The organism is Chryseolinea serpens (assembly GCF_900129725.1).
GTDB classification, from domain to species: Bacteria; Bacteroidota; Bacteroidia; order Cytophagales; family Cyclobacteriaceae; genus Chryseolinea; species Chryseolinea serpens.
Genome location: NZ_FQWQ01000001.1, coordinates 3,192,904 through 3,214,875, shown reverse-complemented (window position 1 = coordinate 3,214,875; position 21,972 = coordinate 3,192,904). Strand labels below are relative to the sequence as shown.

Annotated in this window: 21 protein-coding genes and 1 tRNA gene; 14 read left to right on the top strand and 8 right to left on the bottom strand. The window is 50.3% G+C overall.

Translation table 11 applies throughout. From position 1 onward, the window contains the following. Nucleotides 1-11 precede the first annotated feature (11 nt). Nucleotides 12-893: a hypothetical protein gene (locus BUB30_RS12965; RefSeq protein WP_073134253.1), complete on the top strand. Its 882-nt coding sequence runs from the start codon at nt 12-14 to the stop codon at nt 891-893. 157 nt (nt 894-1,050) lie between these two features. Next, complete coding sequence (locus BUB30_RS12960; RefSeq protein ID WP_073134251.1) at nt 1,051-1,383, top strand: DUF3592 domain-containing protein; 333 nt, start codon at nt 1,051-1,053, stop codon at nt 1,381-1,383. Between the two features lie 401 nt (nt 1,384-1,784). Here BUB30_RS12960 and BUB30_RS12955 read toward each other — a convergent pair. Together BUB30_RS12955 and BUB30_RS12950 are read right to left on the bottom strand one after the other, a co-directional pair. Beyond that, nucleotides 1,785-1,869, bottom strand: a tRNA-Ser gene (locus tag BUB30_RS12955). Nucleotides 1,870-1,946: 77 nt separating this feature from the next. Continuing rightward, a complete protein-coding gene (locus tag BUB30_RS12950) occupies nt 1,947-3,482 on the bottom strand; it encodes a putative Ig domain-containing protein (protein WP_084138059.1) in 1,536 nt (511 codons plus the stop codon). 64 nt (nt 3,483-3,546) lie between these two features. Between BUB30_RS12950 and BUB30_RS12945 the strand changes: the two genes are divergently transcribed. After that, the gene (locus BUB30_RS12945; protein ID WP_073134248.1) at nt 3,547-3,894 is read left to right on the top strand and encodes an MGMT family protein; all 348 of its coding nucleotides are present in this window, start codon (nt 3,547-3,549) and stop codon (nt 3,892-3,894) included. A 134-nt stretch (nt 3,895-4,028) separates the two neighbouring features. Next, nucleotides 4,029-4,343: a hypothetical protein gene (locus tag BUB30_RS12940; RefSeq protein WP_143164883.1), complete on the top strand. Its 315-nt coding sequence runs from the start codon at nt 4,029-4,031 to the stop codon at nt 4,341-4,343. 258 nt (nt 4,344-4,601) lie between these two features. Here the strand turns inward: BUB30_RS12940 and BUB30_RS12935 are convergent, their stop codons facing one another. Beyond that, the gene (locus BUB30_RS12935; RefSeq protein WP_073134242.1) at nt 4,602-6,056 is read right to left on the bottom strand and encodes a sodium:solute symporter; all 1,455 of its coding nucleotides are present in this window, start codon (nt 6,054-6,056) and stop codon (nt 4,602-4,604) included. Between the two features lie 390 nt (nt 6,057-6,446). On the opposite strand from BUB30_RS12935, the gene BUB30_RS12930 reads away from it, so the two are divergent. The 3 genes from BUB30_RS12930 (at nt 6,447) to BUB30_RS12920 (ending at nt 8,665) form a co-directional block, all read left to right on the top strand. Continuing rightward, nucleotides 6,447-6,689, top strand: coding sequence for an ATP-dependent Clp protease adaptor ClpS (locus BUB30_RS12930; protein ID WP_394334000.1), 243 nt, complete (start codon nt 6,447-6,449; stop codon nt 6,687-6,689). A 25-nt stretch (nt 6,690-6,714) separates the two neighbouring features. Then, a complete protein-coding gene (gene recR, locus BUB30_RS12925; protein WP_073134240.1) occupies nt 6,715-7,320 on the top strand; it encodes a recombination mediator RecR in 606 nt (201 codons plus the stop codon). Nucleotides 7,321-7,465: 145 nt separating this feature from the next. Continuing rightward, nucleotides 7,466-8,665: a pyridoxal phosphate-dependent aminotransferase gene (locus BUB30_RS12920; RefSeq protein ID WP_073134239.1), complete on the top strand. Its 1,200-nt coding sequence runs from the start codon at nt 7,466-7,468 to the stop codon at nt 8,663-8,665. 169 nt (nt 8,666-8,834) lie between these two features. On the opposite strand, the gene BUB30_RS12915 is transcribed toward BUB30_RS12920, so the two are convergent. Next, nucleotides 8,835-9,815, bottom strand: coding sequence for a helix-turn-helix domain-containing protein (locus tag BUB30_RS12915; RefSeq protein WP_073134237.1), 981 nt, complete (start codon nt 9,813-9,815; stop codon nt 8,835-8,837). A 336-nt stretch (nt 9,816-10,151) separates the two neighbouring features. Here BUB30_RS12915 and BUB30_RS12910 point away from each other — a divergent pair, with 336 nt between their 5' ends. Beyond that, nucleotides 10,152-11,045: a helix-turn-helix domain-containing protein gene (locus tag BUB30_RS12910; RefSeq protein WP_073134236.1), complete on the top strand. Its 894-nt coding sequence runs from the start codon at nt 10,152-10,154 to the stop codon at nt 11,043-11,045. Between the two features lie 176 nt (nt 11,046-11,221). Further along, nucleotides 11,222-11,635, top strand: coding sequence for a VOC family protein (locus BUB30_RS12905; RefSeq protein ID WP_073135145.1), 414 nt, complete (start codon nt 11,222-11,224; stop codon nt 11,633-11,635). 12 nt (nt 11,636-11,647) lie between these two features. Here the strand turns inward: BUB30_RS12905 and BUB30_RS12900 are convergent, their stop codons facing one another. Continuing rightward, nucleotides 11,648-12,853 carry a carboxypeptidase-like regulatory domain-containing protein gene (locus BUB30_RS12900; RefSeq protein WP_073134234.1) on the bottom strand — a complete coding sequence of 402 codons (1,206 nt, stop codon included), beginning with the start codon at nt 12,851-12,853 and terminating at the stop codon, nt 11,648-11,650. A 151-nt stretch (nt 12,854-13,004) separates the two neighbouring features. On the opposite strand from BUB30_RS12900, the gene BUB30_RS12895 reads away from it, so the two are divergent. Both BUB30_RS12895 and BUB30_RS12890 read left to right on the top strand, forming a co-directional pair. Then, a complete protein-coding gene (locus BUB30_RS12895) occupies nt 13,005-14,132 on the top strand; it encodes a sensor histidine kinase (protein ID WP_160143659.1) in 1,128 nt (375 codons plus the stop codon). Further along, on the top strand, nt 14,129-14,872 hold the full coding sequence (locus BUB30_RS12890) for a LytR/AlgR family response regulator transcription factor (RefSeq protein ID WP_073134231.1): 744 nt from the start codon (nt 14,129-14,131) through the stop codon (nt 14,870-14,872). The genes BUB30_RS12895 and BUB30_RS12890 overlap by 4 nt, the downstream gene beginning before the upstream one ends. 61 nt (nt 14,873-14,933) lie before the next feature. On the opposite strand, the gene BUB30_RS12885 is transcribed toward BUB30_RS12890, so the two are convergent. From BUB30_RS12885 to BUB30_RS12875, 3 genes are read right to left on the bottom strand one after another with little or no spacing between them, the layout of a single operon-like run. Next, nucleotides 14,934-15,584 (bottom strand): DUF4230 domain-containing protein, encoded by a 651-nt coding sequence (locus BUB30_RS12885; protein ID WP_073134229.1) that lies wholly within the window; start codon nt 15,582-15,584, stop codon nt 14,934-14,936. A 21-nt stretch (nt 15,585-15,605) separates the two neighbouring features. Continuing rightward, nucleotides 15,606-17,054, bottom strand: a complete 1,449-nt coding sequence (locus BUB30_RS12880; RefSeq protein WP_073134228.1) for a TonB family protein — start codon at nt 17,052-17,054, stop codon at nt 15,606-15,608. Next, complete coding sequence (locus tag BUB30_RS12875) at nt 17,047-17,610, bottom strand: RNA polymerase sigma factor (RefSeq protein ID WP_073134226.1); 564 nt, start codon at nt 17,608-17,610, stop codon at nt 17,047-17,049. Before BUB30_RS12875 ends, BUB30_RS12880 begins: the two co-directional genes overlap by 8 nt. Nucleotides 17,611-17,696: 86 nt before the next feature. Here BUB30_RS12875 and BUB30_RS12870 point away from each other — a divergent pair, with 86 nt between their 5' ends. From BUB30_RS12870 to BUB30_RS12860, 3 genes are all read left to right on the top strand, one after another. Beyond that, nucleotides 17,697-19,580 carry a vWA domain-containing protein gene (locus BUB30_RS12870; RefSeq protein ID WP_073135143.1) on the top strand — a complete coding sequence of 628 codons (1,884 nt, stop codon included), beginning with the start codon at nt 17,697-17,699 and terminating at the stop codon, nt 19,578-19,580. Nucleotides 19,581-19,741: 161 nt separating this feature from the next. Next, on the top strand, nt 19,742-20,977 hold the full coding sequence (locus BUB30_RS12865) for a glycosyltransferase family 2 protein (RefSeq protein ID WP_073134224.1): 1,236 nt from the start codon (nt 19,742-19,744) through the stop codon (nt 20,975-20,977). A gap of 13 nt (nt 20,978-20,990) precedes the next feature. Beyond that, nucleotides 20,991-21,884, top strand: coding sequence for a hypothetical protein (locus tag BUB30_RS12860; RefSeq protein WP_073134222.1), 894 nt, complete (start codon nt 20,991-20,993; stop codon nt 21,882-21,884). Nucleotides 21,885-21,972: the final 88 nt, after the last annotated feature.

The following is a 21,972-nucleotide window of genomic DNA, read 5'->3' as shown; positions in this document are numbered from 1 at the left end:
AATGTAAAACCTTGCCAGGTACTGGAGTAAGAACAGAACAGAAAGTGTCAGCGGGTGGCTGGTTTATCAAATTTGGTGGTAGCGCATCTGTAGGGGGTGACCAAAGTAGCAGATCAATGATTAGAATTAAACATATATTATTTTTTGGGGTAATCCTTTTTTCGTCTTGTGAGGGATTAAGGAGTAAGGAAGGGAAAGTTCAAGCGTTGCAAAATCAAAATCAACTATCTGTAGCCAATGGGGATACATTGGAAACGGGATTTTGGACGTACTACGGTGGCGTTGATGGTGTATCAAAAAGTGGAAGCTATACTGACGGCTATAAAATGGGTAAGTGGGTTTATAAAATGCAAGCCGATTCCATTAGCACAACATGGCGTGTCGTCAATGAACAAGGTGTAAAGTTCAATATACCAGAACATCTTAAGCAGATCAATAAGGTAGAGCCACCCGTATTGTTTCAAGCTGACGTTGATGACAATGACGAGAACACCTACTTAATTTTATTGAGATATAACCTTAAGGAGTTAAAGTCTTCAGTCTATGACTATATATATCAGTACAACGAATCCTGGAAAAGCAATACCGAAGAAACTTTGCGATCAAAAGAGTTTAAGAAATTTTGCTTTGAAGGGATTGAGGTATTCAGGGCAAAGGTTGCAACTGAAAGAAAATCGAAGTACGAAGCAACTTCCTATATTTTTGTTGTAAAGGATTATTTGTATGACCTAACGTACAAGAATGCCATAGGTAAAAGCACCGCAATTGACTTGGAGATTTTCAATGACGTTCTTTATAGCATGGAATGTGAGAACGTAGACTTGTTTGATTACAACCGTAAAAAATACTTGAAGGAAGAAAACGTAGAATTTAAAAGTAACCCAATCAATTAATGCTTACTCGCAGCACGTGTTAATTGATGAATAATATAGGGAATGATAACGCGGCAGATTGTATTTTTTTCTTTAGTGTGCATAACCATTGGGGTAATACTTTGGAGGGCGGGTAGACGGATTTTAGCTAGAGGCAAGTTGGCGGAAGCGACAAATAGTGAAAAGTGTTTATTGTCCTAATGAAATTACGCTAATCCAAAATGCTCACGATATCAATGATGATGAATCAGGGACATATTATCCGGTTATTCATTTTATGACTGATAAGAATGAACTCATCACCAAGCAATTAAGCATTGGATTTAATCCACCAATGTCAGTAGGAAGGAAATTGTCTATTATCTACAACCCTAGCGATCCGGGTGATATCGTGACCTATCCTAAGATCCAGCTTGAAGTGATTCCAAAATTATTAACGGCTATTGGCGTAACAGTACTAGTTGCAGTTGCCCTTGACGTCTTTGAAATAGTCAACATTATCCCGAACTAGGCAAGGACTTTTGCTTCACATCAGAATGGACGTTCGAGAGGGCGTCCTTTAATTTTTTCTTTTCAGCCTGATTTCGACGATTCGGTGCCAGTAGATTTTCAATATCTACTGGCACCTTTTCTGGCACCTAGAGAATGAGCGCTGTTGAATATTTTGACATGCCATGAAAACAAAAAAGCCCCGATTCATAGGGAATCGGGGCTTTTGATTTCGGATGATTGATTTCAAGCAGAGGAGGAGGGATTACTTTCAGTGATCCCTTGGGGTGGCGTGTCAAACAACTCCAAAACACTTCGCTCGTTTTTGTTTTCCGTATGTCTTCGCTCAATACTGCAGTTTTGGCTCAGCCCTACGAAAAACAAAAAGCCCCGAGTTTCTCGGGGCTGTTTTGAAGCTGTATGCAGAGGAGGAGGGATTCGAACCCCCGGAACCTTGCGGTTCAACGGTTTTCAAGACCGCCGCATTCGACCGCTCTGCCACTCCTCTGTGTGTTGCGGTGCATTTTGGGAGTGCAAATCTAGCCGTTTCTGGCTTTCTGGCAAACCCCGCCCCACAACTTTCTCCTATTTCGTCTCGTCGCCATAGTCCAAAAACACCTTCTTGATGTCTTTGTCGTCGATGTGGCCCAGGTTTTTGTTGTAGGCGTCCAGTTCCAACAGCACGATGCGCTGGTCGTTCAGGTTTGCGCGGAGCTTGTCGATGTCTTTGTCAAATTCGGGACTGCGCCGGCTGTTTTTCAGGGCGTATTTGCGGGCAAAATCATCGCCACTCGACTGGACCTTGTTGCGCAGGTCGATGTTGATCTTGATCTTGTCCATGATATTTTCCTTGCTGCGGCCAATCACTTCGGTAGCCTCCAGTGTGCCCAGCGTCAGCACGGTCGTACCACCGACTCCGCTCACGGCCTTGGCGCTGGTGGGATCATCCACAATGATCGGCGTGAAGCCGGTCACCGCACCCAGGCTGGCGTTCACGATGCTGCGGTTTTTCTTGCCCTTTTTGGCCTTCTTATAGTCCTGGTTCAGTTGCTTTTGGTTGCGGTCTAGTTGTTGGAGCAGTACCATGCAGTCGATCAGGTTGCTGCGGTATTTGGAAAACAGGAGCGCATCTTTCTTGATCATGTTCTCCGCGTCCAGCACCTTTATGCGGACCTTCTTTTGGGTGCGGTTGTTCGATTTGTCAAGCGCAAAGAAAGTGAGCTCGGGGGTGAGTGCTGTCTGTGCGTCGTCCACAAAATCATAGCCGGGTGTCCACGTAAACTCGTAGAGCAGTTGTGTGTTTTCTTTGAAGGCCGCAGTGGGGATGCGTTTGTCCGAGGCAATGAATCCCACGCTGCGCACATTGTCGTCGCCGTTGGGGTCGCTCACGGAAATCCGCAGGTTCAGCGTCTCGTCTTCTTTTATCGTGAAGAGTGTATCGATCGGAAGAATTTGAATTTCGGAGGGCAGGTCCAATTGGGTTTGTGCCAGGTGAAGCTGGCCCTTCTTTTCCGCTTTGTCGGGCTGATCCTGTACAATGAATTCGATGGTGAGCGGGTTGGTTTTCAAGTTGGCAAATTGCAAACGCGATGGTGTCCACGTAAACTGTCCTTGCGACGAGAGCGTGGCGCCTTCGGGCAGCTGGGTTTGCGACGAGCGGAAGGAGATGGGGTCGCCATCCTGGTCGTAAACAAAGTCGCTGCTGATCTGGTAGGTATTTTCTTTCGATTGTCGCACATAGAAAACAGGCAACTCTTCCACTACTGGCGGCCGGTTCACGTGCTTCACGGTGAAGGTTATCGTTTTGCGTTCACGCTTGCCATCGGCAAAGGCCGCCTGGAAGATGACGGAAAAATCTTTCGTCTTCGACACGCGGTCCACCAGGTCGAATGATGGCTTCCAGCTAAAATTTCCAAGCGAGTCAAAGTTGATGCCCAGGCCATCTACACCTTCGATCGAAAAATGTTTTTTTACGTCCGGGTGAGTTTTGACCTGGAAGTTTAATTCTTCATTTTCGTTCAACACATTCCACCCCACAGAGTCGGGGAAGACCAGTTGAACTTGAGCATTTACGGAGAGGGTGGTGATGAGTAGGAGAGCAATGAAATGGAACCGCTTCACAATAGATGTTTAAGATGTTTAAGATTTTAGAGGGGTAAATTTAGCAAGATCAAAATTCTATGATATGCCAACGGTCAAAAAGAAAGGTACAACCAACGACTTTTTCGCAGATGTGTATGAAGTGGCCCGCCTGATCCCCAAAGGTCGCGTCACCAGCTATGGCGCCATAGGCCACTATTTGGGGGCGAAATCGAGTGCACGGATGGTGGGATGGGCCATGCATGGCTGTCCACGCGATGTGCCAGCCCACCGCGTGGTCAACAGCGCAGGCCTGTTGTCAGGCAAACATCACTTCAAAGACCCCAACAGCATGCAAAAAAGGTTGGAAAAGGAAGGAATCAAGGTGGTTAACGATAAGGTCAAAGACTTCAAAACCGTTTTTTGGGACCCCTCCAAAGAGCTTGCCTTGTAAGGCCGTTTACCAAATCAAGAAAATTTTGTCCCGTATCAGGACTTTTTTATAAACGACCACCCCAATCCAGCCCAATTTGGGCCTTTCCGCCCGTGGCATAGGGTTTGGCTTGTCTCCGCCAAAGAACGACCCCTATGAAGCTTCTCCACAGGATTTTAGTGGTGGCCTTCGTGTTCACCGCTGCCACGGCCTTCGCGTCTGGCAAACATGCCGACGAGACCATCACGGTCGGCAGCACCAAGCATAGGACATTCTTTGTATTCAAGGCGCAGAAAAAATTTGTGGGCGCCACCGTAGAGATCTACGCTTCCAACGGCAACCTGCTCACCACGCAGAACCTCGAGCGTCGTAAAATGATCATCGACTTCGGTAGCGCAACCACCGACACATACACCATCCGCATCACCAAAGGTGGCGCGCGACGCGAGTATCAGTACATAAAACACTAAACTTCCGCCGGCCCTGTCTAGGCCAGCAAAGTTTAACAAGATAGTGGGGTTGGTTTTTTAATCGGGATCGGGCCGTCTTCTCAACAGAGGATCGGCCTTTTCCTTTTTCAGCCCATCCCATCATCAAGAACACGGCTGGGCGTAAAGACATTTCACCATCGCTCAAGTAAAGGGACAATTTTGTTGTGGTTGATTTCGGTTGCGCGTTGAGGTTTGCCTTTAAGCCCGTAGGGCTTCCCCCATCACGACTCACACATTCTATAAAGCCTTCTCTCCCTCACGCGAAACAATCCAAAGCCCCCCAAACGTGATCAACCCATTCAACACCAATATCTCCAGCCCAAACTTATACCCCCCAAACCAAACCTCCGAATTCGAACTCACCACATACGACAACATTGGCGACAACACGCAAACCACCGGCACCAACCGATCGCGCACCACCCGCTTCGTAAAAATCCCAAAGGTAAAAAGCCCCAGCAACGGCCCATACGTATACCCGGCCACATTCAACACCGCATCGATCACCGAGCGCTTGTTGATTTCTTTAAACACGACGATGATCAACAAGAACAACAAAGAAAATCCCAAGTGAACCAAAAACTTCTGCCGCTTCTTTGTCTTCTCATCCTTGTGTTTGAAATCCAAAAAATCGATACAAAAAGAAGTCGTCAACCCCGTCAACGCCGAATCCGCGCTGGCGTATGACGATGCCGTTATCCCCAACAAAAAGAAAACTCCTACCGCCAATCCCAGCTCATGCATCGCCAGGGAAGGAAACAACTCATCGGTGGCAGCCGGAACAGCCAGGTGGTTTGCTGAGCTGTACAAATAGAGCAGCGCACCCAAGGCCAGAAACAAAACATTCACGACGACCAGCGTCAGGCTAAACCAGAACATATTTTTCTGTGCCTCACCCAGGTTCTTGCACGTCAGATTTTTTTGCATGATCTCCTGGTCCATTCCCGTCATGGTAATGGCAATGAACGCTCCGCCAAGAAACTGTTTCCAGAAAAACATCGTCGAATTAACATCGTCAAAATAAAACACGCGTGTGTAGGGTCCGTTTTTCAACGTCGTCACCATTTCCGGCAGCGACCACCCCATGCGTTGTGTGATCTGCCACACGGCGATGCACACGGCCGTGATCAGAAAAATAGTTTGAAACGAATCGGTCCACACGATGGTCTTCACGCCGCCTTTGAACGTGTAGACCCAAATGAGTACGATGGTCGTCGCCACCGTCACCACAAAGGGAACGTGCCACGCATCGAACAAAAATAATTGCAGCACGGTCGCGGCCAGGTACAAGCGTAACGACGAACCTATGGTGCGCGAGATCAGGAAAAAGAAAGCACCTGTTTTATAGGACCAAAAACTAAATCGCTGCTCCAGATAGGTATAGATGGAGATCAGGTTCAACCGGTAATACAAGGGCATCAAAACCCCGATGATCACCCAATAGCCCACCAGGTATCCCAACACCACCTGAAAATATCCAAACCCGATCTTGCCCACATTCCCGGGTACCGAAATGAAAGTCACCCCCGACAGCGACGACCCGATCATCCCAAACGCCACCAGGTACCAGGGCGACTGCCGGTTGGCCGTAAAAAAAGTAGTCGTGTCCGCCCCCCGCGAGGTGATCACGGAGATCAAAATAAGCACCCCGAAATACACGATCATGATCGTTACCACCAGCCCAGGAGTCATACTGTAAAGCGTTTTTTTCGGATGCCAAGCAATCAGTAAATCCCCTAAAATCCAAATCCCCTTCTCCCGGAGGTGAGCCTGGCGGCCCGATCTTTCAGCAACACGCACAACAAACAACGCCACATTTTAAAAAGCTATCCCATTCCCAAGTCCGCTCATTCCCTCATCCCCACCATTCCAAGCCTCGGTTAAACCCATTTGTTGGTGTCCCACCAACAAATCCCATTCAGCATTCCCACCGTTCCAGCCGTTCCCCACCCCGAAAAATCCGTATATCCACGCCCCCATCCCACCCTGGCCAAAAACCCGAAAAATAGCTACCTTTGTATCCTTGAAAATTTCCAGAAAGCCATGAAGCCCGCTTACCAGGAAGAAGTACTTGTAGAGGTAATGGAAGCCACCGAAACCATCGACCAGATGGACCTCGTGGTCTTCAACGACGACGTAAACACATTCGAACACGTTATCGCCACGCTGATTCGCGTATGCGAGCACACACCCGAACAGGCCGAGCAATGCACGTTGCTCATCCACCACAAGGGCAAGTGTGCCGTCAAGATGGGCACTTTCGATTTTCTCAAGCCCATGCGCGAGGCCATTTGTGAAGCCGGCATCGACGCCAGGATCTTGTAATCTTTTGTAAACGCAAACAACCCGGGTGGAATATCCTTCAAAACTCATTGAGAACGCCGTCAACCAGATCGCAAAACTTCCGGGCATCGGCAAAAAGACAGCCCTGCGGCTGGTGCTTCACCTCATAAAGGACAAGGAAGAAAACACCCTGGCCCTCGCTGAGGCCCTCACCACGCTGCGCACCCAGATCAAGTTCTGCGCTACCTGCCACAACATTTCCGACCACGACGTCTGCTCCATCTGCCAAAGCCACCGCCGCGACCGCGCCCTGCTGTGTGTGGTGGAGGATTCCAAGGATGTGATGGCCATTGAAAATACAGCCCAATACAACGGCACCTACCACGTACTCGGCGGTGTTATCTCGCCCATGAACGGTGTCGGCCCGGCCGACCTCAACATCGAAAGTCTCGTGCAGCGGCTTCAGGGCCAGATCGAGATCAAGGAAGTGATCCTTGCCCTCAGTCCCACCATGGAAGGCGACACCACCGCATTCTACATCAACCGCCGCATTAAGGACCTTTCTCTCAAGATCAGTGTCATTGCCCGCGGTGTGCCCGTGGGAGGCGACCTCGAGTATGCCGACGAGATCACGCTGGGGCGGAGCATCATCGGCCGCACGCTCTTCGGCTAAAAAGCCGCGCGGAATTTTTTTCTTCACCACATTAACTACCTTTCGTTAGCAGAAACCTCTTCGAAAATTTCTCCGTTAACACCGGCGGATATTTTCCAACTTCCGATTTTAATTATTTTCTTTGCCCGCTTTCATTTGAACAACTATGACAACAAAACTTTCCAACCGCATCGAAGCCATCCAGGAGTCAGCCACGCTGGCCATGGCGGCAAAGACTCGTGAATTCAAAAACAAAGGTATCGACGTGATCGGCCTCAGCCTGGGCGAGCCCGATTTCAAGACGCCTCAACACATTTGCGAGGCCGCGAAGAAAGCGATCGACGAAGGAAAGTATTTCGCCTACCCTCCCGTGCCCGGCTACCAGGATTTGCGCGAAGCCATTGCGGCCAAGTATCAGAAAGAAAACAACGTACCCTATAAAGCCGAAAACATCGTCGTTTCCAACGGCGCCAAGCAATCCATCGCCAACGCCATGCTGGCGCTGCTCAATCCGGGCGACGAATGCGTGGTGTTCTCACCCTATTGGGTAAGCTACGACGCCCTTGTGCGGTTGTCGGAAGGCACACCCGTTATCGTGAACGGCAAACTCGAAAATGACTTCAAGGTAACGGCCGCCCAACTGGATGCCGCCATCACGCCCAAGACCAAACTCATCATCTTCTCGTCGCCTTGCAACCCCACGGGTTCCGTGTTCTCGCGCAAAGAGCTTCAGGACATCGCCAACGTGGTGCTCAAACACAAAGACATCATCATCATTGCCGACGAGATCTATGAGCACATCAACTTCACCGGCGAGCAGGTGAGCATTGCTTCGTTCCCCGGCATGTTCGACCGCACCATCACCGTCAACGGCTTTGCCAAAGGCTATGCCATGACCGGCTGGAGAGTAGGCTACATCGCCGCCCCCAAATGGATCGCCGACGGCTGCAACAAAGTGCAGGGCCAGGTAACGTCCGCCAACTGCTCCATCGCCCAGCGCGCCGCCCTCGCGGCCATCACCGGCGACATCGAGCCCACCAACAAGATGGTGGCCGAATATCGCAACCGTCGCGAGCTCGTCTATAAATTATTGAAAGAACTCCCCGGCGTGAAAACCAACTTCCCCGAAGGAGCCTTCTACTTCTTCCCCGACGTGAGCGCCTACTTCGGCAAATCCGACGGCACCACCACCATCAAAAATGGTGATGACTTCTGCATGTGGATGCTCGAGAAAGGCCACGTAGCCCTCGTTCCCGGCGGCGCCTTTGGCGACGACAACTGTGTCCGCCTGTCCTACGCCGCCTCCGAAAAGGACCTCAAGGAAGCACTGAAGCGCATGAAGGATGCGCTTGCCACGCTGAAGTAATCAGCGGCCCCACGCCCCACTGAATTGACACACCTTCATTGGTGCTGCTTCAAAAAAAATAATCAGCCCAACGGAACCCACCATGTGGTCCAGTTGGGCTGATGCATTTTTAGGAACGCCTGGATTTCTATATTCCGGCGATCAATGTGTCGTCAATTAAATGAAAGCGTCAGCCGATACGATTCCTCAATTGCACGATCTTCTGCTCCATCTGATTAAAAAACTTTGCGCGTTCCTTTTCTCCTGTCGTGCTGATCAGCACCGACTTATTAATCAGATTAATTAGATAATCTTCCGTCTGCTGACAAAACGGTTCCTGTGTTGTAGTAAGAATATTCATAGTATTATAAGGAATAAACGTCACCCGCTTATCCCCCATGCGAAACAAGATCGTATTGTCCGCAATCAGCAAATCGTTTTTATAGAGGTGAAATTTATTCTCGACACTCGCCTTAAATCCCACACTCGCCCACGAACGAATTTCCTGCACCAGCGCGATATATTCATTGCAAAGCTGCACGCCATATTTTGGATCGGCAAAGAACCCACACTCATGATAGAACTCGATCTGTCGCAACGTCACGTTTAAGGTTTCCTCACTCCATATTTCAATACGCGGTGTTTCCGAATAACGCTTCCAGATCTTTTCCCCTAGCGTAATTAATTCCTTCGGGATCAGGTCGGGCGAGAAGGGCACATTCTGGTATCCTTCTTCTTTCAACACCGAGTTCATCCAAAAAAACATTTTGAACGGCCCCATCAGTGGCGAATTGAAATAGTAGAACACCGGGATGTCTTTCGCAAAATAGATCAGCTGCTTATCGGCAAACGGCACCAGCATTTCCAGGTTATTCAAAACGGACTTCAGCCACTTGTCAAACGTGAAGTGCTGCGAATCCACCACCCGATAGTGAAACGACACCATCTCATTAGAAGGTGACAGCAGGGCATCCACCGACACTCCGAAACGGTTGCAAAGCGTCTTCACCTCGTCCAGCGAAAGGATGGTTTCGCCCCGGATCCGGCGGTAGGCGCTGTCGCGGCTGATGTTCAGGATCTCTGAAAGTTCGTCGGCCATGGAAAGATTAGGGGGTAGGCGTTTCTTCACCTGGTCTAAAAAGGCCGATTGGATGTTGTCTGTGAGGATCATTTGCAAATAATACTACTAAAGTTTGCGGCCATTTGCAAAAAATGCAAATCTCCGCGCCTTTCCATCCCCTGTCGGGCGATCTGCGGGTTAGTTTCCATTAAGATTATTTCGGGGATAGGAGAATATGCCACGGCGCGGCGCGGCCCACCCATTACTTTCGAATCGAAGTTTCTCGCGGCCTGTTGGAGCGGCCGCCACCTGCACCAAGCAGGCTTACATCTTTAAACATGAAGGCAGGGATAAGAGGGAATGAGGAGGAGAGCGGGGGAGGTGCGTGTGGGAAAATGTTTGGGATCGCCGACCGCGGGTCTTCATCAAGCACGAACAAACACCCTTATGAAACCTTATATTTTTCCCACCTTCAGCGAACCGGAGATCTTCCTGTCGCTATCCGCCGAGCCGCGTTCCAATAACCGCTGCACCCTGCTCATCATCGATGCCGATGAGCGCTTCGCCGCTTCGCTGGCCACCGTTTTCCAAAACAACTACAACGTGCATTTGGCTAACACGAGCGAACACGGCCTCGCGCTCGCGCAGCGGGTTATGCCCGACCTCATCCTCACCGAGCTGATGATGCTCACCGAAGAAGGCATGCCGCTCTGTTCACAACTCAAACAACAAAACAGCACCTGTCATATTCCCGTCATTCTCCTGTCGGAGCAAACGGACCATTATAGCAAGATGAAAGGTCTCTACCTGGGGGCCGACGATTTTGTAGTCCGCCCGTTCCATTTCCTGGAGCTGCAGATGCGGATTCAAAACCTCATTCAATCGCGCAAAATGCTCCAGCAAAAATATAGCAAGACCGCCACGCAAACGACCGCCGTAGCCAACATGCCCTCGGAAGATGAGCGCTTCCTGCAACAGGTGATGGCTGTCGCCGAAAAAAATATGGAGAACAGCAGCTTCAACATCGCCGCCTTCGCCCGCGAAATGGGCCTGAGCCGCGCGCAACTCTACCGCCGCCTCATTGCCGTCACCGGCTACTCCGCCAACGACTTCATGCGCCGTCTCCGCCTGCAGCGCGCCGCCGAAATGCTTCACAAAAAAGTAGGCAACGTCAGTGAAGTTGCCTACCGCGTGGGCTTCACCAGCCTGTCCTACTTCGCCCGCTGCTTCAAAGAACACCACCACAGCTCTCCCAGCGACTACACCCGCCAACCTCAAAGACCTGAGATAGGAGTAGATTATCTGATCAGAAGAAAAGCAGAAATCGGTGGCATCGCGTGAAAAAAATCGTAGGGTTGGTTGGATATATGGTCATAAAATAATCAGGTTTTCGTTTTCTCCTGACATAGGGTTGACAGTGATCGTACTTTGTTTTGTTTCAAGGAAGGCAGAAACAGCTAAAAAATTGTTCCTGTCAGTTATCAATTTAAACGATCATGACAATGCAAAACCACACCATGAATTTTACATCCATCAGAATTATTACCGCGGACATCAAACGGTTAGTCCAATTTTTTGAAGACGCCATGAAATTATCGGCCAGGTGGTCGACAGAGGACTTTGCAGAGATAGCTTCAAATTCTTTCACCATTGCGATAGGGAGTACGCGAACGCTAAGCCTGTTCGGCCAAGGGGTTGCTCAGGCAGCTGGTAATAAGAGCGTGATCATAGAGTTCCTCGTTGAAAACGTAGATGAAGACTACGAGAGGATTAAAGACCTAACAAGTGAGGTTGTGCAAAAGCCGATGACGATGCCCTGGGGAAACAGGTCGCTACTATTCCGCGACCCCGATGGTAATTTGATAAATTTCTTCACGCCTGTCAGTCCCGAGGCAATGAAGAAGTTCGGTGTAGAAAAGCGTGCATCTTGAACGCAAGCCTCGTCAATTATTCTCAAACTGTTTCTCCAACGGCGCGATCTTCTCCAAATCGTCTAACACCTTCCGGTCGATTGGCGTCTCTTTGATCACGTTATACTCGTCCCAAAACTTTTTATTGTACGGATAGTCCTGATACTGCAGCCCATAATTCCGCATCTTCTCCGTTGTCCCGATCCGTGACAACGGATTGGGCAGCACGTGGTTGATCAGCAAATGCTGCACCAGCTCTGTCTCAAATTTGAATTGATCGGTAGAGGCTTCATACCAACGCTCCTTCGAGGTCACCGTGATGTAGTTGAGATACATCTTCCCGTCATACCGCTTAAAATCGATGGACTTCTTAAAGGAGACAAACTTGCTCACCAGGTTCTTCCGTTTCTCCTGGCTATCGCCGCTGATCTCAAACTCCAGGTGAAGGATGGAATAGTCGGCCTTATTGATATACACCTGCAGGAAAAAATCCTTGGTGTTCGACACCACATAAATTTCCTGATCATTATAGAACGAATCTTTTTCCCGCACAATGCTGCTCAGAAATTCATCGTCGACGTCGATCTGGCGGTACCGGATGTTGTTGTGCAGCAACAGGTCTTCCAGCAAGTTGCGCTGTCCGAAATAGGTGGTAAACTTATTGTCGTAGCCCAGGCTCTTGCGCACTTCCACCAGCTTCACGCGCTCGCGCAGTTTGGATTTGTTGCGGGGCTCTGCATAGTTCTCATCGAATATTTTTACGGCCGCTTCCAGGAGGCTGATGTAGGTGCCGCCCACTTTTTTCACGTCGCGGTAGAAGCCATCCAGCATGAAGGGCTGCATGGGAAAATTTTGGTCCACACGGGCCAAGGCGACCTGCAGGATCTCGCCGCCGGTGAGCGAGTCGGTCACCACGATTTCAGGGAGCACGGTAGTGGACTTCGACATGAGGATCATCTTGGTGTCGTTTTCCAGCAACGACCAGATCGGGGCCTCAAAATTCTCATAGCCGATCATGCTGATGATGAGCAGCTCGTTGCGGTATTCCGCTGGAAAATGAAAATCGAATTCCCCATTCAGGTTGGAAATGGTCCCGATAGGTTTGCCCTTGATGCCAATGGAGGCATAGGTTAGAGGCTCCTGTGTTTCGTTGTCGAGCACCCGGGCGGAGAGGGTCAATTTTTGCCCGTTGGCGCCAAAAAACAGGAGACTTGCCGCGAAAAGGAGTAGTACCCTCATGAAAAGTCCTGAAAGACGAAAGATGGCTATTTGCCCCCGTCTTTCAAACTCCCTGTAGGATATTCCCCGAAAATGAAGATTTACCCCCGTTAATCTTTCTTTGAACGGGTTTACGTTTCATTCCGTAACTTTAATGTACAATTTGTACCCCTTGAAATTTTTAGAGGATATACCGCGCATTTGGAAGAAAGCCTATCTGTGGCTGTGTTTTTGGTATGCCATAAATTATGGTGTTGGAACCTTTATTGAATGGGAGCTGAACACACCACACACCTACATTTTCTGGAACGCGCTCTACCTTTTTGAGGCCCTCTGCCTCCTCATCATCGGTATCTTTTTTTACTCCAACTGGCTGTTCCAGTTTAGTATTTACGTCCAGGTGGCCGGCCACGCCATTGGGGCGACCCTGCACTTTTTGATCATGGGGTCGCTGTCGTATTATCTGGAAAATTATGTGGAAGGCTATATCGGGTGGGACGTGTGGCTGGCACACTTGCAAGGGTTGTTGCGCTGGGAGGGACTGCATTTTCACGACCAATACATCATCACCGTAGGGGTGTATTATGTGATCAGTTACTTCAAAGGCTTGCAGAAGCGGGAGGCCGAAAAGAGCGAGCTATCGTTGAAGAACCGAGAAATGCAGATCTCGCTGCTGAAGTCGCAGATCAACCCCCATTTTTTGTTCAACACCCTCAATTCCATCAACACCCTCATCGGCTCCAGCAAGGAACAGGCCCGCAAAGTGATCACCCAGCTTTCGGACATCTTCCGTTATGCCCTGGATTCGCACGGCGACCAGATGGTGAAGCTCATCCACGAATTGGATTTTATCGACAACTATATTCGCATTCAGCAGGTCCGCTTTGGCGACCGCATGAAGTTTGTGAAGCAGGTGGATTTCACCTGTCTGGGGGTGGAAATCCCGCCCATGATCCTCCAGCCGCTGGTGGAGAACTCCGTAAAGTACGGCATCGCTCCCAAAGACGACGGCGGCACCATCATTCTCACCGTGAAGCGCTTTAACAATATGATCTTTTTTGAGGTTAAAGATGACGGGCTGGGCTCCAACGCCAAGAAAGTAATGGACGGAAGTTCCAGCGGAGTGGGCCTGAACAACACCGATCTGCGATTAAAGAGTATCTTCGGACCAGGTTCCGGGCTCCGCATACGGTCGAACGAGTGGGGATATTCCGTGAGCTTCTTCATTCCGTTTGAAGATGCCGAACAGCAAAACCAAGTATCATCAACCATAGACGAATTAAATAGCAAAGCAGTATGAACATAACCTGTGTTATAGTAGACGACGAAAAGTTAGCACGTGATCTTCTCCAGGAATATTTGCAACAGATGCCCAACATCCAGGTGTTGGCCGAAGCCAGCAAGGGAAAGGACGCTGTGGAAACCATCGACAAACTGAAACCCGACCTCGTGTTCCTCGACGTCCAAATGCCCGGCATGACCGGCTTCGACGTACTCGACGAGATCACGCACGATCCCTATGTCATTTTCTGCACGGCCTACGACCAGTATGCCATCAAAGCCTTTGAAAAAAATGCGGTCGACTATATTCTGAAACCCCTGGACCAGGAGCGCTTCAAGCTCGGCGTGGAGCGGGCCATCAACCGCATGAAGGTGGAACAGAACAACGTAGGGGAACTGTTGCGCAACCTGAAGACCGAAAACAAGACCAGCTACGACTCGCACATCTTCGTGCAAAAATCGGAGAAGCTGCTCAATCTGCCCGTGGAGGAAATCGTCTACCTGGAAGCTTCCGGCGACTACACCATCCTCACGACAAAGAACGACCAGTTTGTGAGTTCTTCCGGTATTGGTAAACTGGAAGAGATCTTGAATCCCGAAACGTTCATCCGCGTCCACCGCAGCACGATCATCAACATCAACAGCCTGAAAGAAATTGAAAAACATTTCAATGGCGGCATGGTGGTGAAGATGCTAAACGGCAAGAGTTTCCCGGTGAGCCGGACGTATGCGAAATTGATACGCAAAAAAGTAGTATAAGATTTTTTATTCAACCCAGATTGGAAGGGCTGTGCCGGAAGGTGCGGTCCTTTTTTTTGGCTTATAATTTCTCGATCCGGGCGCTTTCCACATAATGGATCTCCACGTCTTTGCCGTGCCCTTTCAAAATGGCCCGAAGCTTCGTTTCCATTTCGGCTTGCGCTTTACTCACAAAGGTGCCTTGCTCTGCATACGCGCGGGCATCGCGCGTAAAGGCATTCATGGCTTGCGAACGGTCATCCTGATGCACCCAATTCCACAAGCCGTGCTCATCTTGAAACTTTACGTCGGGCATGGGCTCCAGCGACAACAGTTGCGCGTGGGGGAGAGTGACGATAGCTTTTGTGTCGTCGATGGTAATGCTGAACCGCTTGTTCAGATCGAAGCCGGCCTTGGCTTCGAACGTGCCCGTGATGTCGATCTTTTTGGTGCTGCCCAGCATCGTGTTTGTCCAGGCATAGTGGTGTTGAAATTTTTGCGAGAGCGTAGCCACTTCGAGGATGGGCGTTTGTTGTTGCAGCACCACGGTGTTGTTCACGGTGATTTCGGGTGTCACATGAAAGGCGGCGGCGATGTCGTGGCCGATTTGCTTTGCGCCGGCATAGCTTTTCTCCGCCAGTCGGGTGGGAATAACCACCACGATCACATAGGCCGTGATCGCCACCGTGATCAGTAACACGATGAGCAATATGATCTTTCGGTTGGAGAACATGCGTGAGGGTTGGTGGAGGATTTATTTTTTGGGTAACACAAATTTCATTCTCACCTTCACCCGGTCGCGCACGGCCTCGTTGCTGCGTTTGGTGGGATACCATTTGGGGCCTTGGCGCACCAGGCGGATCACTTCTTCGTCACAACCCGAACCGATTCCTTTTAAAACGGAGAAATTCGAAAGCAACCCGGTGGATTCGACGGTGAACTGGATAGTTACCCGCCCCTCCACTTTGTTCTCAATGGCCTGCTGTGGGTAGGTCAGATTTTTTTCAAGGTATTGTTTGTAGGCGCGCCGGCCACCTTCCGGGCTGGCAAGCTCCAGGGCTTCGGCGCGTTCCTCGTCTTTGTCGAAAGCGGGTTCATAGCCCACCACCACCACTTCGCTGAGTTGGGAGGCATCCACGTCCATTTCTACATCTACTTTGTCTTTCTGGGTGTCGGCTTCCCGGCCGGTGTAGCCGATGTAGGAGAATACGAGTTTGTCGTTTTCCTGTAGCGTGATCTGGTAATCTCCGGTAGCATTGGTGACGGTGCCGACGCTGGAGCCTTTGATCATCACGTTCACGCCGGGCAACCCTTCGCCATCTTCACCGGTCACTCTCCCGGTTACCACTTTTGGTTTGCTGGCACCCACTCCGGCCACAATGCCTGGAGTCGGTTTGAATAGGAAGGTCGTTGAATCGGGGAAAGTTTTTTTATCGATGCTGTATTTTTTGTCAACGCTATGATTATCGGCATTGCTAGAATTAAAGTACCCATCCATTGCCGCCGGAGCAGCTTGTTCATTTTGAGCGACACGTTTCTTTTTGGCGTCGGATTGTATCAGTGAGCCATCGGCTTTGTCCTTTAGGATAAATTGCTCTGCTTTTTCCTCAGCGGCTTCGGTAGGTTGCGTCGACAACTCATTTTTCGCGACGGGTTCCGAGTCTTCAAGCTCAACGACGGGAAGTTCAACTGTGCTGACACCCTCGGATGCGGGTTCCGAAGCCGTGGATGTAGTTTTCCGATCTTCTCGAGATGCAATGGGATTCGGTTTCTCCTCCACGATCGAGGGCTGCGAGGGTATGGGTTTTTCTACTTCAGGCACGGGCGCCGGTTCTTCTTTCGGGAGCGCGGGTGTCATGTCCTTGTCCTGGACCATCGACAGCTGCTCGCTTTTGTTGCGTTGGGTGAGCTGAAAAATGATAACGGAAGCAACCGCGACAACAGCAAGCCCCGCAGCAATCCGCGCGCTCCAAACCCAAAGCGAAACGACTTTCTTTTCTTCTTTTCTGCCGATGCGTTGTTGGAGAGCCTGCTGTAAATCATGTAGGTCGGCCTCAAATTGTGGAGGCTGTATTTCACCGGCACCCTCTAGGGCATCGGCCAAAAAAGGATCGTTCAGCGCCTTTTTTTCCAGCGCGTGCATTTCTGCCGGGCTAAGCTCGCCCTTCAGGTATTTGTCGATATCGTTTTTCAGGTCAGCCATGTTGCTCCATGCAGAGCTTCAGGTTGCGTTTTCCGTTTTGAATATAACTCTTCACTTTGTTTGCGTCGTAGCCGGTCAGGTCGCCAATGTCTTTATAGCACTTCTGTTGGAGATAAAACAACTCCACGCACTGTTTCTGTTCAGCGGCCAGTGTGCCAATGCACTTTTCCAGCTGCGAAAGGTTGGCTTCCAGGTCCGGTTCATCCTCCAGATGCACTGCGGGGCTGTCTTCCATAAGAAAAGGTGAAATTTCTTCGAAATTCTTGCCTTTTCGGGCCCTGAGCTGCATCAGGCAGTGGTTTCGGGCTGTTACATAGAGCCAGCTCTTAAAATGAGCAACGTCGTGCTCCTTTAAACTGTTTACCAGCTTTTCGAAGATCTGCATCACCGCATCGCGGCTTTCCTCCCTGTCTTTCAGGTACTTCAGACACACCCCGTAGGTGAGCGACATGTAGCGGTTGTACAATTCCCCCAAAATATCCAACGCCCCCGACACCTTATAGTGTTGGATCAGCTCGGCGTCGGTCGACGCCTTATATTCTTTGGGAGAAAGCATTTTTGAAAAATAGTAAAAAAATAATTGGATGCTTTATGGAATCGGAAGACCGGCATCATCTCAGTAGCAAACAAAATCATTTTGCTATGAAAAAGTCAATCTGGATGCTCGTCGCGCTGTTCATGGTCTCGGCCGGCTTTATGGCCCCACCCCAACCCCGCATCATCACCGGCAAGGTCACAGCCAATAGCGATGGCAATCCCATCCCTGGCGTCACCGTTATTTTGAAGGGGTCCGCTAACGGGACGACCACCAACGCAGAGGGAAAGTACAGCATTACAGTGCCCGAGAAAGGCGGAAAGCTGGTGTTTTCATTTATCGGATATAAATCCAAGGAAGTGACATTGGGCAGCAGCAATACGCTCGACATAAAACTGGAAGAAGACGTTACTGCGCTGCAGGAGGTGGTTGTCACTGGATCTGGCGTTCAGAGAAAGAAAAGTTTAACAGGCTCCGTAGCCACTTTAAAAAGCGCGGACATGGCAAGCGCTCCCGCTGAAGGCATTGTATCGGCCTACTATGACGAGCAACAACCTCAGTGGAACACCGAAGAATACGACGCCATAAACGAAAATATTTTTCTCGGCGCCTTGAAGAACCCCCTGTCCACATTTTCCATCGACGTGGATGCGGCTTCCTACAGCAACGTGCGCCGCTTCATCAACAACGGTCAGCGCCCTCCGAAAGACGCCGTGCGCATCGAAGAGATGATCAACTATTTTAACTATGACTATGCGCAACCAAAAGGCGACGACCCTTTTGCTGTGATCACCGAAATCTCTACAGCACCCTGGAACGCCAAACACAAGCTGGTACACGTCGGCCTGCAAGGAAAGAAAATCCCCACCGACAACCTGCCGCCCTCCAACCTCGTGTTCCTTATCGACGTGTCGGGCTCCATGGATGAACCCAACAAGCTCCCCCTGCTGAAGGCATCTTTCAAAATGTTGGTGGAGCAACTGCGGGAACAAGATCACGTGGCCATCGTGGTATATGCTGGCGCGGCAGGATTGGTATTGGAACCTACATCGGGTGCCAACAAAAACAAGATCATCGAAGCCCTTGACAACCTCCAGGCTGGTGGCTCAACGGCCGGCGGCGCGGGCATCCAATTGGCCTATGCCACGGCCAAAGAACATTTCAAAGTCGGAGGCAACAATCGGGTGATCCTGGCCACCGACGGCGACTTTAACATCGGCGAATCCAGCAATGCGTCCATGGAACGCTTGATCGAAGAGAAAAGAAAAGATGGCGTGTTCCTCACCGTGCTAGGCTTTGGCATGGGCAACTACAAAGATTCCAAAATGGAGATCCTGTCCGATAAAGGCAATGGCAACTATGCCTACATCGACAACATCACCGAAGCACGCAAAGTGCTGGTGAATGAATTCGGCGGCACGTTGTTCACCATCGCCAAAGACGTGAAGCTGCAACTCGAGTTCAACCCCGCAAAAGTGAAAGCCTACCGCCTCATCGGCTATGAAAACCGGATGCTGAAAAGCGAAGACTTCAACAACGATAAAAAGGACGCCGGCGAATTGGGCTCGGGCCACACGGTGACGGCTTTGTATGAGATCATCCCGGTGGGCGTGGAGAGCGAGTTCTATAAAATAGACGACCTGAAATATCAGACCACGCAAGTAAACCCGTCGGCAAACACCTCCAAAGAACTGCTGACCATCAAACTGCGCTATAAAAAACCCGACGAAGACGTGAGCAAGCTCATCGTACACCCCCTGGTGGACGACAACACGCCACTGGCAAAGACCACCGACAATTTCCGCTGGTCGGCTTCGGTGGCTTCCTTCGGCATGCTGCTGCGCGAGTCGGAATATGTCAATCATTTCACATACGACCAAGTGGTACAAATGGCACAGGGTGCCAAGGGCGAGGACACGGAAGGGTACCGTATCGAATTTATCAACCTGGTGAAAGCCTTCGGATCAACGGCAAGCTCTGGCCGGCATTAGAAGGCGCCAGGTTGATCAAATAACCTTACCGTTACCTTAGCCTATCGTTGCCTGCAACACCCGGGCCTGTCTCAAAAAGCGCGAGTTTTTTGAACAGGCTTTTTTTATGACGCTTGTTTTAGTTGCTGTCAACGCGGACCTTTGCAGGCATTACTACACCCATGGTCAACATCAGCGCGGTCATCATCACGTTCAATGAAGAAAAAAGGATCGGCCGGTGCATCGACTCGGTGCGCAAAGTGGCCGATGAAGTGGTGGTCGTCGATTCGTTCTCCAAAGACCGCACACGTGAAATATGCCTGGCGAAAGGCGTCACATTCGTCGAACATCCCTTCACAGGGTTTACGGCACAAAAGAAATTTTCCGTCACACAAGCTGCCCATCATTATATTTTAGCGCTGGACGCGGATGAATATTTGTCACCAGAACTTGAGCAGTCAATCCTCCAGGCAAAATCCAACTGGACAGCCGACGCCTACGATTTCAACCGGCTCAATAGTTATGCCGGTAAATGGATAAAGTCCAGCGGCTGGTATCCCGATCGCAAGATCCGGTTGTGGGACAGGCGCAAAGGCAACTGGGCCGGCGGCAAAGTCCACGAAACGGTGGTGATGCAGCCGGGCACAAAAACGGCAACACTAAAGGGAGACCTGCTGCATGAGGCTTATCAAAACGCTTCACAGCTGATCCGCAAAATGCAACTTCAGTATGCCGACCTGTATGCCGAGGAACATGCCTTTCGCAAAACCGTCACGCCCTTCAAGATCTTTTATAAAACCATCGCAGCATTCTTCAAGAGCTATGTTTTGAATGGAGGAATTTTTGATGGCTACGAAGGTCTGCTCATCTCGGGCTCGAACGCCAATGGAGCATTCTATAAATATGCCAAGCTGCTCGAGCGCAACCGCTCGCTTAAACTGTCGCTCGTCATCACCACCAGGGAAACAGCAGAACTTCAGAAAATTCTTCAAGGCCTCAACGGGCAAGCGGTTTTGCCAGACGAAGTGGTCACACAAAAATTGACGGAAGAACAGCGCGACGTCGTGAAGGCGTATCAGGAAAGTTTGGCGATTCCTTTTGTGCAATCAGAGGATGATAATTTCCTGGCAGCGGCCACGGAAGAATACATTTTATGGATTGAAGGGCCGGCAGATTTTTCCGAAGAAACCATCGCCCTGCACAAGCAATACGCCCGGAAAGATAAAGCCCTCGTCGACCGTCGTTCGAAAAAAGGAACGATGATCTCTTTCTGGAGAGACGAAGGAGGTGCCGGAGCTCCCGACACAGCGAAGACGTGGATCGAACATTTGAAACAGCGTTCTGTTTCCTTTTATGAAATAAAAAAAGGCATGTGGGGATACGGAGTGAGCCGTAGCGCTGCGCCCGATATAAACTGAGCAACCGAGAGCGATGAATTTACTCTACATCACATTTGGCCCCCGACTCGAGATCCACCACCAGGCAGCGTTCTCCATGCTGAGTTTCCTCACGCAAAAAGAGCACATCCATTCCATAACCCTCATCACCGACGCTCCCGAATTCTATGGACACGTCCGCGACCACGTCGAACTGATCGCGATCACACCCGACACCTTGAAGGAATGGCGAGGTCCCCATGATTTTTTCTGGCGCATCAAGATCAAAGCCCTGGAACATCTCGCCTTGAAGCTGGGCGAGAAGCCCATGGTTTACCTCGACACCGATACATTTTTATTTGGCGATGGGGCCACAATGGCCAGGCGTCTGACCACCGAAGCATTTATGCACGAGAACGAAGGCGCGCTGGCAACACTCAAAACAAAAACCGAACGGCGCATGGCAGCTCAAATCGTGGGCAAAGCCTTTGGTGGCGTGACCATTCGCGGCGATCATGCCATGTGGAACGCTGGCGTGGTGGCGGTGCCGGGCGCAAATAATTTGAAGGCGATCCAACTCGCGCTTTCGATTTGCGACGACATGTGTGCCGCCGATGTGGAGCGCCGGTTGGTCGAGCAGTTTGCGCTTGCCGTAGCACTCTTCGAAAGTTACCCATTGCACGCCGGCGCCGACTTCATTGGGCACTATTGGGGAAACAAGGAGGGATGGAACGAAGTGATCACAAAATTTTTTGTGGAAAGTTATCTGCGAAGATCAACCCTCGACAAAGAGCTCGACGCACTGCGGGCATTCGACTTTTTCAGTGAGCCGCTGCGCACACGACGGAGCAGCGCACATGCCCGGTGGATCAGGATGCTCAATGGTTTATATCCACCCAAAGGGGTCGTTTACGTCAAGCAACGGGGAGGGGACAAGGGGAGGGGATAAGGGGGGTGATTTCCGAAAAGTGTCTCGTTTTCGGGCACTGGATTGCAGAATCGTATTTTTTAGCACTATCTTTTTACTATTTTTAGGC